Below are 13675 nucleotides of genomic sequence, written 5' to 3' on the forward strand. Positions count from 1 at the left end.
CCTTACGATGCAATCCGGTTGACTAAGATGTCTTGACCCACTTGAAATAGGGCCATCTCATCGTCAAAGCGATATTCCACAAACCGGGGTTGATAGTCGGCTAAACAATCTCGGGCCATCAGCAACACCCCATCTACAGACTTGAGATAGAGCACATCCTCAAACAACACCTCGATCACGCTAGGGACATAGTCCAGCGGCAACGGTGGTCGTTGTTGAGCCTCCGCTACAGCCTCTAAAATCTCAGGCATCTCTGCCAGCAGATCCTGGGCTTGAGGTAAAACAGTTTCAGGTAATGGTTTGGTTGTCATTACAACACCTCGCTAAATTCATCTTCAGTTAGGTCACCCTCGTAGGGGATATCCACGTTTGTTGGCAACGGAAAAAACGTCTCAGCAATGGTTTGTCTGACTTCATTGGCTTCACTCAAATTGGCCATGTCATCCTGCTGAGCCGCCCGTGCGATCAGCCGGTCTCGTACACGTTGTTGCCACAGCAGTTCACTCCGATGCTGGCGTTTAATATGTTTCGGACTCAATTTCACCTTCAGCCGTAACGGAATCGAGGCTTCTTTGCCACTGCGATAAGCCGGATTGATAAAGACACATTCCCCCTGGTCTAGTTTCAAAATCTGGTCGGGTGTGAGCAGCGGCACTCGCTGTAACTGCTCTGAACGGCTACGGCTCGTATGCTGGCCATAGCTGCGGGACCGGGTGGTGTATTTCACTTCCTTATCCCCCAGATAGCCTGAAAACTCTTGGGCTGTTTCCCGGTCTTTGGGATTAAAAAAGATTTTAGTCCCACAGGCCGCAAAGATGGCACGGGATAGCTCACGGCCATAAATGTGCTGCAGCTGAGCAAAGTTTTGATAGCCCAGTAATGCTACAAACCCATTGGAGCGAAACTCATTAATCCACTTGGGTAAATCGGGTAGGTAGAGTGTGGGTAGCTCATCCAGGGCGATCACCAGCGGTTGTTTACGAGGCGTGGCAAAATTGCGGGTGACGATCAGGTGCAGAACAGCGGCTATCAGGGGATTGACCGCATCCCGCTTTTGGATATCTGCTTGAAGAAAGAGAATCTGCTTGCCTGTGAGGTCTAACGGAATAGTTGTCTTGCCACAGAAGCTAGACACCAGCTGTTTTCCGGTAAATGTTTTAAAGGTACGCTGAGCGGTTGCGACAATTCCGGATATTTGTTTTTCTGCTCCATCGGACGCTAATAGCTGGCTAAAGCTATCCAGCGTCCAGGACGGTACCCAGGACTTTTCACCCGCCGCTCGAATTCGTTTGGGCAGGTCTGCAAGATTCAAAATCTTGCTCGCCATCAGCAGATCTTGATAGGGCGTCAGCTTGGCCAGCAGCATTACGGCCTCCACCAGGTTGGTACCCGCTGAATTGAAAAAGTCATTTTCTCGGTAGCCGCTATCCCGCTGGGTATTGCGCTGAATCACATTGGCCAGCTGCGCTGCCATGAGTGAATCGGTCGCATCGGCTAGAAAATCCAGCGGGTTACAGATACCGGTATAGGGCTGTCCTGGCGCAAAGGTAGACACCTTATACCCCTGACTCGCTGCCCAGGCCGCATGGGTCGCTACCTGAGAGCCCTTAAAGTCATACACCAGAATAGGAAAGCCCTGCTCAATAGCCGAACAAATCGCCGGATCAATGATGCTAAAGGTTTTACCCGAATCCGGTGCACCGGCTACCACAATACTTTGCTGAGCCTGGGGAATCTCCAAATCTCCGGTTTTAAGAGATACTTTGGCGGTTTTACCTTGTTTTCGCTGTTGCCGAGCAGTCGCCTTAGCCTTCTGCCGTTCTTGCCGTCCTCCAAAGCGCCCGGTTGAAAGCTGTCCCTTTGAAGCCGTTCCTCCCAGCAGACTCATGCCTGCCCACAAGATCCCTAGACCCAGCAGCAAAAATCCCATACCCGATTCCAAGAGCGGTTTCAGTAACGCTCGTAGATCTAGAGATTGAGTCTGTAGGAGAACATTACTCATGGGGTAAAGACAGATTATCTACCGTAACAACGGCATAGTGGGTGCCATCAAAGGCAACGGTAAAGCGCTGTAGCTGTTGACCTTCGAGCTGATGTAGTGTGAGTGTGGGCAAACCTGATTGCAAGGTATCAGTCACAGATAACAGTTCGATATCCGGTGGCAGATGGGGATCCAGATAGATATTGAACACAGTCTGGTAGTCTTGCTGATCTGGAATGTAGCCAAGAAAAGCACAGCCTGCTTGCCCACAGAGGGGTTGCTGATCGCTATCCGCCAAACGGGTATCCACCAGATATAGGGGTGCCAATTGCTTGGACTGATGAACTTTCAAGACCCGCATCTGGCTAAGATTGACTGGTTCAGCCGAAGAAAGATGCTCTTCACCGATTTGTTTCAGTAACTCAGGTGGCGCAATCTCCCCCGCTAGTTGCCAGGTCGTCTGAGCCGTTGATGATGTTTTGGCATACACCCCCACAGCAACAGCTGCTGAAAGTCCACCGAGCATTAACCATCTCTGATACCCCATGACTAATCTCCTGCAGCATCCTGGGCCATCAGCTGCTCAGCAATATCAGTCGGTACACCAAAGCTAACTAATGTGGCCGCATCTACAGCACCGCCCCCTGATACAAGCACCTGCCAGGTTTCGTCAGTCAGTTCCAACACGGTTTGGCCACCCGTCTCTCCCCATTGCCAGGTAGTCAGGGCATAGGTTTCAACGATAGTTGTACGGGTAACTGAGGGTTGTTGGGCTGGCTCAGTGACCTCAGCCAGAAGATAATCTAGGGTGGCTTGGCTGACCTGTTCGGAAGCATCTTCAACAGCCTGAGCAATCTGAATCGGCTGGTTTGGAGGGGCGATCCCGTTCACGGTTGGACTGCTGATCACAACCAGCAGAACAGTGAAAACGAGAATAGTCCATAGACGATAGTGTTTTAAGCTCATAATGAAACTCTCCTAATTTTTCAAACGATAGATACGACTTTGGCCAGCCCCATAAACACCGGCAAAGTTAATGTCTGAATCCCAGGTAAACCGGGCACGACTGGATGAATTAGATCTCACCTGAGTGCAGCCCTGGTTCATACAAATGCCGATATGACCGGCTGTTGAGGCAATTACGATATCTCCAGGAGCTGCCTGAGACTGACTAATTTGGGTACCTCGACCTGCTCGTAAATCAGCTTCAACAGAGGGTACATAGTTGGTATTGGCCCCCACAGGTTGAATACCCGCATTAGCCAGCACCCGATTTACTGCCCATGCACAGGCTAAATTGCCACCATCGGGACCCGAAGAGCTATCAAACCGCCCTATCTCTCCCATGGACTGGAATATCCGCTGGTTCAAATCACCCCCCGTCTGCTTAGCACAGCGTTTGCCGCCCCCTGATACCAGCGCAGTCTCATAGCTCTGGAGTAGCTTCTCACCATAGCTTTTAAGCGTCAGCCGTCCATGGACATCGGAGGAGCCCCCATCAATCTTGGCACCGGGTCCACCAAAGTGAATCTGACCCACCCGCTCAATTAGCCGACCACCGGAGAATCCTTCTTGCTGCGCCTGGGCAATATTGCGATTCTGGTCCTGTTTGAAAATGCCATCCTGGCTGGTGGACGGAAAGAACCGATCAATCTCAGCGCTGCTGATCGCGCTACCTGAATCGACTTTAGCAAGAAATGCTGCTCCACCGGACTGTTGTCGGATGGTGGATCGCACATCGCTACGATAGCTCATGTACTGATAGCGGCCCAGTCCTCGGCCACAGTTGCCATCGCCATCACAGACATAGGCCCCAACAGAATCGTAATGGCCTTCAATACTGGATAATGCCGCTGCCAGGGCCGAATAATCCACCCCGCCAGGGCCATCGCCACAAAGACCAAACCCATCGCTGATAAATCCCGGTAATGCCTCTGTGGGAATGCCCAGTTGTCGGGCCTGATCCAAGACTTCAGTGGGTAAAGACGCAGATGAACTGCTGCCCCCCTGACCATCCAACAGACCCACCAACATCATCGTGGTTTCGCTATAGCTCAGAAACGGAACCGGTCCAATAAAGTAAGGCGTGCAGCCCAGGTCTGGGATACCTCGCTTACAGATACGGAAAAACAAGGCTGTGCTGACGGTCCCGGTTGATTCATCCACATCCCAAACAACAACCTTGGCCACCTTGCCAAAGGGATGTCTGCCAGTCGGTTCTTTGCCACCATTGACCTGGCCCAGGATGCCTTCACCCCCGCGCACTTCCTGATACTTACCTGAGATCCATTGCTTACCATGGAGTGCAGGACTGGCGGTGAGTTCCACATGGGCACAGTTAGTCTCACAGGCCACGCTAAAGCCTGCCTGGTAGCTACCTGAAATCGTATTCTGTCGTGATTGTTCTGCAGGGCCATACGCCACATCTACCTGGCCCAACAGTCCCACTGAATTGATGGGATTGGGCATCTGGTCAAAGGGAACATCGGCTAAACCAGGAACACCACCCAGGGTGCTATTGCCCCAGTCAGTGAAGTTCTGTAGGGGGACAGTGTCGAGACCGGGAATGTCGGTGATCGCAAAACTGTTTAGCTGATCGCCCAGATCACCCAGGTTTAACTGCCCCAATTCTGGATACTCACCCAGTAATTGTGCAATGGTGTCATTGGCCTGAGGATTAAATCCCGGTGTTCCTGGCCAACGACTTGAGATCAGCTCCTGAATCGGTGGAACCGCACCAAGCTCAAAATTGCCCAGTCCTGGAATTGCCGTTACCAGATCATCCAGGCTTTGCCATGCAACCATCTCCAGGGCTCCCAGGGCTACTTGCTCAAGATCTAACTGGGTTAGTTGGGCAACCGAATAGAGATTAAACAGCTGGAGATAGAGACTGGTTTGAAAATCTCCCAGCTTCAGATAATTATCAGCCGTCTGCCCTGCCTGCCAGACCCGAGAAAGGTCATAGTTGAGGGCATCATTCATCTCTGAAGGAGCATCAAACACACCATCGGAGAGAATCGGTGGCAGGGTACGAAATGTCAGCTGTGACCAGTCAGGTATTTGACCATACTGGTTCTCCCAGGTGACACCCACTGTAGGAATGCCATAATCTTGGGCCGTGCTGATCGCACCCGGCAATAGCCATACGGCTAGAGCGACGACAAGTATGATCAGGAGATTGCGTACTGATCGCAAGATTGGAGTTAGCATGGTCTACCTCCTTGCCCCAAATTCCATCAGCCGAGCAAGTAAGTCTGGTGAGATACCTGCTCGTTGAGCCGCATCAGCCGTGGTGGCACCATCTCGCATCAGCTGCAAACAGGTTTGAATCCGTGACCATAGGGGATCACTGGGTGAGATCAGGCGACGGATTTGAGCCACCTGCAATCCCTGTTCAATTTGTGTGACTGCGGTAAGTGTTGGATTATCCGATAGTTCAGGAGGCTTTTCTCGTTGCAGCGCCAGGACTGAATACTCAGGCACTTCACCATCCGGAAAACTCAGCTGAAACGTATAGATATCAGCATCGGTAAGGACTGTGAGAGTTGTTGTGGCTGTGGCCGGTAAATCGGGAAACTCAATAGGATGAATCCGCCGCAGATGAATGACAGTTGCGGCACAGCCTTCTGAAGTTCCAACAACACCACATCTAGGATCGTCAAAGTCTACGGTGACTTTGGAGAGATCATCCAACCAGGCTCGTTGAATGGTGGCATCCAGGGGACGGAAGTTGAGGGTTACACCATGGCCCCGATGTAATTCCACATCTATAGCTCTCGATTCAGGCATCTCAACCGAACGAGTCTGGGCCATGGCAGGTCGGGCCAATCCCCATAGCAATAGAGCTATCGATAGCTTTATCAAACGCTGCATCATTCACCTCCGGCTACATAGGCAACTGCATTGAGGCATTTACAAACACCTGCACTGGCGTGTTCTCCTCCAGGTACAACACCTGAGGTCGTTGGGCTATGGCGTCCCTGGCCTGCTGATTCCGTTCAGACAGAATGTCTAGCAACACATCCGTCCCGCCTTCCAGAGCACCGGCTAGGATATTGGGGTCTGGATTCTCTTCGGTAACAACCGTGCTGTTGTCATTAGTTTGAACACGGGTATTAGGTCGAGTGTAGAGTTCTGACGCTCGACGGACAGCACCCAAGGCCACTTCACTGGCATCAAGGGCTGCAATCTCACCCCCTGGATCTCCATAGCCTTGGGCGATCAGCGGATGACCATCAGCACCCCGAATCTGAACAACGGCATCGGGAAGAAGAATTTCTTGTTGATTGTTACCCTCTTGCCAGGTAGCCGATACCGCTGAGATTTCCACCAGTCGATCATCCCCGACGGGTTCCACTTCAACGGTGAGATCGCTTTCACTAGGAATGGCAGGTCGTCCCCGGTTATCCATCAGGGGCTCATTTAGACGCACCACATAACGACTGGATTGTTCGGATTCATTGAGAACAACAGGTGTGGTGAGTTCTCCAGACGCATAGGTGCCTGACATCAGCGATGGTGGCTGGAGCGGTTCTGCAAGGATGCGGGCTTCGGCATCGCTCAAAACCTCAGGAGAAGCCTGGGCCTGGAGGATGTTTTCGAGTGGTAACGGTTCAGAAATTTCAGGAATAGATGATTGTGTGTTTGCCACCAGAATGGGTTCGGATAGTTCTAATGGTGCCGATTCTTCTGGAATGACTTCTGGCTCTGGTTCTTCAGGAGCAGGGGGGGATTGTATTGGCACGGTAGCCATTACCGAGTGAGGAGAAATCTGGGCCACAGGAATGGTTTCGATTGCATTACCCCCATCGACAGTTTCTGTTTGCTCCGTGGGTTCAATCGGTGGAACTGTGCCGTAGCTACCCAGGCGGGCCAGTGTCTGCCAACGCTCGGTAGGATCGGTGTCTGAGAAACGGGGTGAGGCGGCAGCTGTCACTGCAGGTGCAGGTCTCGGTGGTGTCGCTATCGTTTGTACAGGTCTGGGAGTGGGCCGATAATCAATAGCGGGTGCAGGCCGAGGACTGGCACTGACAACAGGTGCAGGTCTTGCAGAGGGCTTAGTTGTCGTCTTGGGTGGTGCTGGTGCTGGCGTCGGTGACGACTTTGGTCTAACAACTTCCTGCGACTGTTGTTGAACATACGCCTGATCACTCAGTGCCATATTGGATTTCAACCGAGCAACCTCGTTACGGGATTCTTCGAGGGCAACCTCAGTGATGCTGGGTATCTCATTAGCCGCCTCCGTATCTGTGGAAGCCTCAGACGCCGCTACATCCGCTTTATCGGTCTGTCGGCTGGCCAACATGAAATAACCAGCGGCACCAAAGACAGGCACCAGCGCTATGCCGACGGCCATCAGTTTTGGCCCCGGCATCTTCCAGGCGGGTCGTTCTGATTTCATTTCCACCGCATCAAAAGCGGTTTCACTCACCAGGGGTTCGTCCAAATTTGGAGCCCCGGTCATCTTCCGTAAACTCTTCAGGGTAGGTTCATCACTCATTGGCTGATCTCCTCTCCATGAATGGGCCAAATTTCATCAATCTGTAATCCGCTTTCCAGCAGCCGATACACCACCTGTTGATAGTCCGATGCATTTTTGATCAGTGGCTTTCTGGGAGGCTCAATTGCCCGTACATAGAACCGTCGATTAAAGGGAATCGTGGTACCAGATGGGTTGGTGTCATCAAAGACAATGCGTGTGGCAATCAGGTCCACCTGCCACAGTCCCTCATTGACGACCTGAGGCGGTGAGACTTCTTGAGGGATAATCACCGCTGAAACCTGACCATCAAAGACCGCATCGGGAATAATCTCGGTAGCCAACTGAGTCAGAAAAACATCACGAAAGTCACTGGATAATAGAAACCCCGCTTCCCAGGCAGATTCAGTGACCCTATCTGTACCTTTGACCTTGATGCCTTCATCAATGGTCTCTGTTTCTTTGCCAGGGATGGAACCCCAGGTAAAGGTCATCACCGCCCAGTCAGACACCACCCGCCGAATAACTTCGGGTTCGCGATAGTGAACATCGGCAGGGCGTACGGTAAAGGCACGACCATCCACCTGCTGTACCAGGGTGGGAGACGGTTTATTGGCTAGCTTGGAAAAGGACACCGCCAGCCAGAGTAGTGCGATTGTCAGAATGACCACACCTGCGGATAGCCCGGCAAAGGCCAACGGCAGAATATCGGTAGAATCCAGTCTAGGGAGTCGCCCACGACGGGTGAGATCGCTAAATTGCATGGTGCGCTTTAGGGTAACGGCAGAGTTGATGAACCAATGGAAATAATGCGGGTAACACCACCGGAGATGCCGCGAAAGACAGCCATTCCAGCTCCCCCGGCAATGGATAGGGCCAGCACCGGAGCCAGCACACTGATGAGTAGAAGAAAACCAAAATCACTCTGGGTCTGAACTTCAGCGGTGACAACGACGGTGGCTGCTAGACCCACAATGACGCTGTAGGAGAATTTGGCCATGCCCAGGCTGAAGAAACCGGTTAACCAGGCCCATAATGGTCTTCCTTGAAGAGGAACAGCTGAACCTGCCACCGCAATCGGTCCCATCAGCCCGGTCAACAACATGGCTAGTTCTAGAATGTTGGCAAAGGCCCACTGCCAGCCCTTAAGAATGTGTTCGGCCAGGGCATGACTGCCGGTCTGCACCAGACTATGCACCAGAAAATCACCCAACGGATCTCCTCCGGCAGGGGGTGAGCCATCCTGATAGTCCTGTTGAATGTGCTCACCGATTTGTCGTAGTCGCTGGGACAGTCGCTGGAGTCCAGCACTCCAAAACCCTCGACGGCGATACTCCTGTTCCAGGATTTGCTGTGCTCGTTCACCCGCGTCTAAAAAGCAGTCAATCTGGGCCTGTCCTTCTTTGGCATCACATTCGGCATATTCTCGCTGAATCAATGCCTTGGCCTGTTGAGAGACAATCACATCGTTAAGGGCCTCCACCATGGAGACTTCGCCGATTTGCACCGCCAACACCACCTGGGTTTGGGCGTTGATCACATCCCGTAATCCCAGAGTGACTGACCCGAGAAGAGAACCATTATCAAACAACAGCACTGCGATCAGCAGCATCCAGAGCACATGGGGGAGTGCCGGAAAAATGCCTCGCTCCATGGCATCCTTAACCCAGCCCACGGCAAAGAAGATAAAGGTGCCCACCAGAATGATGGCCGCAAACTGGTTGATGCCGAGATAAAGACCGTTGGACTGGGTAAAAATCTCCTGCCAGCGGTCATCCCAGGCTTGCTGAACAGCTTCAAGCTGCTGGATGCTATCTTCAATGATGCTGAGGCCCCCAGTTAGCTGGGCCAGGACATGGGCGGTCATCGGCATTACTCCTCTGAAGTCTGGGTGCCTAATACACCCGGCAGGTAGATAGGTGATTGGGCTGAACCAGAGATGGATACCTGACGTTCCAGCCGCTCTCGTCGATTGGATTCGTCAATGCCCTCGCTGGTATCGGCAGCAAGTTGAGCCACAATGCCTTGCAGCTGTTGAAGCTGTAACAACGTGGTGTGATTATCGGCAGTCAGCTGAGTTTGTTGGGTCAGCAGCTTGGCAATCTCGGCATCAATCTGAGCACTTTGTTTCATCACATCCTGAGTGACGCCCATGCCCTGAGCACTGTCTGCCAGTGAGACCACCTCTTCCGTTTGTTGTACGCTCTGGTTGACCAGATCCGTTGTGCGCTGGGCGGATTCTTCTAACCAGGTATTGCCTTCTTCCCCGATAACAGGAGCCGCCAGCGATCTGGCCATTTCCTGGTCCACCAGATTACCTAGGTCCCGCTGTTGAACCACAGGACTGGTAGTGAGTACTCCGGCCCCCGTCACATCCTCAGCGGTGCGTACTTTGTACGGATCTAAAATCTCAGTTTGGGTGCTGCCCTTGAGATCATCCCACAGCACACCCAATGCAGTTTCCATAATGGTTTCTCGAATGGGATCTGCTCGCTGCCACTGGCCGACAAGCTGTTCTAGGGGATTGAGATAATCATCCAAGACACCCTGATGCCAGCCATCGGGTAAACCACCGGGCAATAAGGATGCAGCAGCAGTACCAAGGGTGAGGACCGGCACCAAAGTGCCAGTGCCGATTAGTAACCATCGCCAGCGTCGTTTTTTGGGTGTCATGGGAACCTCCTGTAGATTAGGAATTGGGAGAAATTTGATCCATGGATTGGCCTGCTCGCAAAGTTTGAACGTAAGCTTGAGCAAAGGCGGCATAGCCTGCGAACTTGTTGTCATGCTGGGCCAGTACTCGCTGCCGGGCCTTTTGTTCTTTTTGGTTGTTAGCTACAGCGGCCAGTAGTTCAGGGGATGGGTAGTGGGAGCAAGGGGTAAGTCGAGCGTCAGCATCAACCAGCCAGTGGGAACAGATCTGTACTGGATCAATGCGGAATGCTTCATCGGTATTGGGCATCAACACCTGGGGTGAGTAGCCAAACAGGGTTTCATAGGATGGCAGAGCATTGGGCTGAATGGCACCGATAAAGCGGGTATTGAGGTTCTGGAGGATTTGAGACCCAGCAACTGAATTGGCAATGGTGTCTGGATCCTGGCCGATAATCAGAGGACGAATGCCGGACTTGGCCCCATTGGCGCAGACCTGACCAATAATCTGAGCAATGCCGTTGTACTTGAACAGAATCGGACTTTCATCAATGGCCAGGAGTGAATCAGACACTTCTAATGCCCGGCGAAAGGCCATGGACTGAGCAGATAGGGCTAGGACAGCCGCTTCAATGTTGTCGCCCACATTGCGCAGGGCAAAGACGGTAAGTTGGGCATCGGTGCGAATGGTAGACGGTTGAGAAATAGCTCGACCGACTCGACTGGACAACCAGCCTCGTAATTCCAACAAAATGGTGGCCAGAGCCTCTTGAATTAAGGGAGAATCCACCTCCAGTTCCAAACCGACTATACTTTCAACAAAGTCGGCCAGGGTGGGCATTTGTTGCCAGGCCGTGCTGCCAAAGCCGTCGTCAAAGGCGGCATCATACCGGCTGAGAATAGCGTTATCGGTAAAGAACTCTGCTAGACCCTGCCACAGCAGCGTATGGACCCGCTTGCCGAGCTGGTTCTCGGTTTCGGTGCCCATCACCATGGTATCCAGGGCTTTGACGAGAAATTCTTTATAGTCGTCTAATCGTTCCTGGCGTTGCTTTTCATCCAGGTGGCGCAGGTCTGGAATCTGAAACAGGTTGTTGGATTCTGAACCAATATCAAAGTAGGCTCCCTGATCGCCAAAGAACTTCACCAAGTCGGTGTAGGTGGTGGTGCCATCGGGCTTGGGATAGTCCAGAGAAATCACATTCATGCCGCAGGCGATGGCCCAGACAAAGATTTCAGCGGCCAGAACAGATTTACCGCTGCGGGTTTCACCAAAGATCAGGATGCCGCGATGCTTTTGGGCAAAGTCGATTTGAATGGGCATCCGGCCCTGATGGGTGATCAGTTCAATGCCTCGACTATCTACTGGACGGGGAAAAGCAACCGGCATTAACCCCGGTGCTTCATGGGTGAGATAGAGCTGTCTGCGACCATCTTCCAGCAGCCAGCTGGAAACAATCGGTAACGACCTGAGCCATAACTGCCAGGCCACTTCGGTTTCACGGATAAAGTCTCCCTGGTGAAAGGCATTGGTGAGCTGCTGACTAGCTTCACTGAGTTCAGTGGGATTGTTGCGATGGAGAAAGACGACAACACTGACCCAGATGGGTAAGGCTCCTTCGTAGATTTTTTCTTGGGCAGCCACACCTTGCTTTAGCCGCATTTGGGAGGCCACATCCACATCCTTGAGCAGATTGGCTCGGAACGTGGCGGTCATATTCTGTCGGGTAAGCCGTTGTAGACTCATGCGAGTCATGGTCCGGTCGGCGGCTGCCAGCTCACAGACGCAGTCGTAATCAGCAAACTGAGACAGGGCTTGCCACAGGTAATAGAGCTGATGTTCTGGAGAGATAAAGCCTGCCGGCTTGGATTCGAGAACAACCGCACCGATACATTTACCTTTGACGCGCACCCACTGGCGGTCTGCTTTTGGGTGAGTGGGATGGCCATGTTCTCCCCGAATTAAAACAGAACTGGCATGGAGAGGAACAGTGACGGTTTCTTGAAGGGATAATTGCCCCGTCTGATCGCTGAGAGTCAAGCACTGTGGAACAGGTGGTGGTGCTGACTGGTTGAACTGATACCAGAGATAGCTCCAGAGGTGATCAGCATCCATGGGTGAAGCCTGTAAACCCATGCGACTATTGAGCTGTTGTTCCCAATGGAGATACCCATCGGTAAAAGCTTGATTTAATAGCTGTTGATAGTGCTGAGATTCTTTTTCTTGCTTGAGTCCTTTGAAGGTGTCATACCGGCTGATAATCCAGGCAAGGGCCTGCTCCAGTCGATCTGATCGGGCTTCTTTCCCCGGTTCTAAAACATAGGTGGCAAACAGGTAGAGATGTTTGGGCTGGCGTTGTCCTGCTGCTGTTCGGTCACGGGTTGCCCGCTGTTGAGCCAGTAATAGGAACTGAGATTCCAGGGTTGATGTGGACTCTATGCGATCCGAAAGTTCTTGTTGTCGTTGGTGATCGGTACCGATGGATCGCAGATGAATTCGCAGTCGGTCACCGGGTCGAAAGCCTTGAAGGCCCGATTCCAGACGAGCCAAAACAGTTTCTGCTTGGCCGTTTGCCAATAGGGTGTGAATGCCTACAGCCTGAAAGCCAAAGACAAAACTGAGCTGCTTGCGATAGTTCAGCAAATAGGCTCCCACATCTCTGTCTCTCACCTGAAGGCGACAGATGCATTCCAGGTGAGATTCATCTTCAAAGGGTTTGAATCGGTAGCGTTGTGCCCCGAGGCGTTGTTTGGTTGTGCTCATGGTGTAAGTGCGGTTGATAGACCACATGGCCCCGATTCCAGTCGGGAACCGGCACGAACTTATGGGTAAATTTCCATGTTTTCTCGCCCACCACCACCCACCAGGTACTCATGCCCCAGGCACTGGTCAAAAGGAATAGGCCAAAGCCAAGCTGCAGAACCACCTGAATCAGCACATAGGAGCTGACAATAATGGCACCACTGGGGGCAAGAAGATTGGAGGGAATGGGGCCGAGGCTGGGTGTCTGTCCAATACTTTGGTTAATGGGACAGAACAGATTGGAGTCCTCGGCCATGGGCTATACGCCAAAGAACAATTGACTTAAGCCTTCGACCACCACCACGGCAGCGATAATAATGAAGGCATTTTGGAGGAGGGGTTGCCATTGTTCTCCCCGCTGGGCTTGGTAAATGGCAAAGAAGACAAAGCCAACTGCCGAAATCCAGACGACAATGCGTAACATGCCGAATAGGAAGTCAATGATGCCCTGATCGATATATTGACCAAAGATGGTTTGAGCCTGCTCTTCTGCTGTACCGAAGAGCTGAGCAAAGGCGGGATTAGCCTGGAAGATAATAAACGCGAACAATAAAATGCCGCCGAGGATGCCCACTATGCGCCAGCGACTCAGGCGGCTAAAGCGAGCATTTAGATGGGCGAGTGGTTGGGCAAATGGAAGATGCCCCAAGACTGGGACGTTGAATCGTAATGAACGTTGAATCATGGTCCGACTCCTGTCGATGGAATTGCCTGGAAGTCGGTAGATAGAACCTTGACTGGGTGTGGTGGTGTGTCCGTG

13 protein-coding genes are annotated in these 13675 nt (G+C 52.3%); all 13 read right to left on the reverse strand.

The window, feature by feature from the left end:
* Positions 1-2: 2 nt before the first annotated feature.
* The 13 genes from U2F10_RS01735 to U2F10_RS01795 are packed head-to-tail and all read right to left on the reverse strand — an operon-like array spanning position 3 to position 13600.
* Entirely contained in the window at positions 3-311 is a 309-nt protein-coding gene (locus U2F10_RS01735; RefSeq protein WP_499870353.1) for a hypothetical protein, read from the reverse strand.
* A complete protein-coding gene (locus tag U2F10_RS01740; RefSeq protein ID WP_499870354.1) occupies positions 311-2002 on the reverse strand; it encodes a type IV secretory system conjugative DNA transfer family protein in 1692 nt (563 codons plus the stop codon). The genes U2F10_RS01735 and U2F10_RS01740 overlap by 1 nt, the downstream gene beginning before the upstream one ends.
* Positions 1995-2528 (reverse strand): hypothetical protein, encoded by a 534-nt coding sequence (locus U2F10_RS01745; protein WP_499870356.1) that lies wholly within the window; start codon positions 2526-2528, stop codon positions 1995-1997. Before U2F10_RS01745 ends, U2F10_RS01740 begins: the two co-directional genes overlap by 8 nt.
* A 2-nt stretch (positions 2529-2530) precedes the next feature.
* Positions 2531-2947, reverse strand: coding sequence for a hypothetical protein (locus U2F10_RS01750; RefSeq protein WP_499870358.1), 417 nt, complete (start codon positions 2945-2947; stop codon positions 2531-2533).
* Between the two features lie 12 nt (positions 2948-2959).
* Complete coding sequence (locus U2F10_RS01755) at positions 2960-5191, reverse strand: hypothetical protein (RefSeq protein ID WP_499870360.1); 2232 nt, start codon at positions 5189-5191, stop codon at positions 2960-2962.
* 3 nt (positions 5192-5194) lie between these two features.
* Positions 5195-5857, reverse strand: coding sequence for a hypothetical protein (locus tag U2F10_RS01760; RefSeq protein ID WP_499870361.1), 663 nt, complete (start codon positions 5855-5857; stop codon positions 5195-5197).
* Positions 5858-5867: 10 nt separating this feature from the next.
* Positions 5868-7481, reverse strand: a complete 1614-nt coding sequence (locus U2F10_RS01765; protein ID WP_499870363.1) for a hypothetical protein — start codon at positions 7479-7481, stop codon at positions 5868-5870.
* Positions 7478-8224, reverse strand: coding sequence for a hypothetical protein (locus U2F10_RS01770; protein ID WP_499870364.1), 747 nt, complete (start codon positions 8222-8224; stop codon positions 7478-7480). The genes U2F10_RS01765 and U2F10_RS01770 overlap by 4 nt, the downstream gene beginning before the upstream one ends.
* An 8-nt stretch (positions 8225-8232) precedes the next feature.
* The gene (locus U2F10_RS01775) at positions 8233-9327 is read right to left on the reverse strand and encodes a hypothetical protein (protein ID WP_499870366.1); all 1095 of its coding nucleotides are present in this window, start codon (positions 9325-9327) and stop codon (positions 8233-8235) included.
* 5 nt (positions 9328-9332) lie between these two features.
* On the reverse strand, positions 9333-10133 hold the full coding sequence (locus U2F10_RS01780; RefSeq protein WP_499870368.1) for a hypothetical protein: 801 nt from the start codon (positions 10131-10133) through the stop codon (positions 9333-9335).
* A gap of 16 nt (positions 10134-10149) precedes the next feature.
* Positions 10150-12876, reverse strand: coding sequence for a putative type IV secretion/conjugal transfer ATPase (locus U2F10_RS01785; RefSeq protein WP_499870370.1), 2727 nt, complete (start codon positions 12874-12876; stop codon positions 10150-10152).
* The gene (locus tag U2F10_RS01790; protein ID WP_499870371.1) at positions 12821-13171 is read right to left on the reverse strand and encodes a hypothetical protein; all 351 of its coding nucleotides are present in this window, start codon (positions 13169-13171) and stop codon (positions 12821-12823) included. The genes U2F10_RS01785 and U2F10_RS01790 overlap by 56 nt, the downstream gene beginning before the upstream one ends.
* A gap of 3 nt (positions 13172-13174) precedes the next feature.
* The gene (locus U2F10_RS01795) at positions 13175-13600 is read right to left on the reverse strand and encodes a hypothetical protein (RefSeq protein ID WP_499870373.1); all 426 of its coding nucleotides are present in this window, start codon (positions 13598-13600) and stop codon (positions 13175-13177) included.
* Positions 13601-13675 lie beyond the last annotated feature (75 nt).

The sequence above is a fragment of the Leptothoe sp. EHU-05/26/07-4 genome, from assembly GCF_043421015.1.
Classification (GTDB): domain Bacteria; phylum Cyanobacteriota; class Cyanobacteriia; order Phormidesmidales; family Phormidesmidaceae; genus Leptothoe; species Leptothoe turfae.

Bases quoted from the DNA above. Each gene is read 5' to 3' on its own strand.
- U2F10_RS01735 (WP_499870353.1), bottom strand. From the start codon at position 311: ATGACAACCAAACCATTACCTGAAACTGTTTTACCTCAAGCCCAGGAT.
- U2F10_RS01740 (WP_499870354.1), bottom strand. From the start codon at position 2,002: ATGAGTAATGTTCTCCTACAGACTCAATCTCTAGATCTACGAGCGTTA.
- U2F10_RS01745 (WP_499870356.1), bottom strand. From the start codon at position 2,528: ATGGGGTATCAGAGATGGTTAATGCTCGGTGGACTTTCAGCAGCTGTT.
- U2F10_RS01750 (WP_499870358.1), bottom strand. From the start codon at position 2,947: ATGAGCTTAAAACACTATCGTCTATGGACTATTCTCGTTTTCACTGTT.
- U2F10_RS01755 (WP_499870360.1), bottom strand. From the start codon at position 5,191: ATGCTAACTCCAATCTTGCGATCAGTACGCAATCTCCTGATCATACTT.
- U2F10_RS01760 (WP_499870361.1), bottom strand. From the start codon at position 5,857: ATGATGCAGCGTTTGATAAAGCTATCGATAGCTCTATTGCTATGGGGA.
- U2F10_RS01765 (WP_499870363.1), bottom strand. From the start codon at position 7,481: ATGAGTGATGAACCTACCCTGAAGAGTTTACGGAAGATGACCGGGGCT.
- U2F10_RS01770 (WP_499870364.1), bottom strand. From the start codon at position 8,224: ATGCAATTTAGCGATCTCACCCGTCGTGGGCGACTCCCTAGACTGGAT.
- U2F10_RS01775 (WP_499870366.1), bottom strand. From the start codon at position 9,327: ATGACCGCCCATGTCCTGGCCCAGCTAACTGGGGGCCTCAGCATCATT.
- U2F10_RS01780 (WP_499870368.1), bottom strand. From the start codon at position 10,133: ATGACACCCAAAAAACGACGCTGGCGATGGTTACTAATCGGCACTGGC.
- U2F10_RS01785 (WP_499870370.1), bottom strand. From the start codon at position 12,876: ATGAGCACAACCAAACAACGCCTCGGGGCACAACGCTACCGATTCAAA.
- U2F10_RS01790 (WP_499870371.1), bottom strand. From the start codon at position 13,171: ATGGCCGAGGACTCCAATCTGTTCTGTCCCATTAACCAAAGTATTGGA.
- U2F10_RS01795 (WP_499870373.1), bottom strand. From the start codon at position 13,600: ATGATTCAACGTTCATTACGATTCAACGTCCCAGTCTTGGGGCATCTT.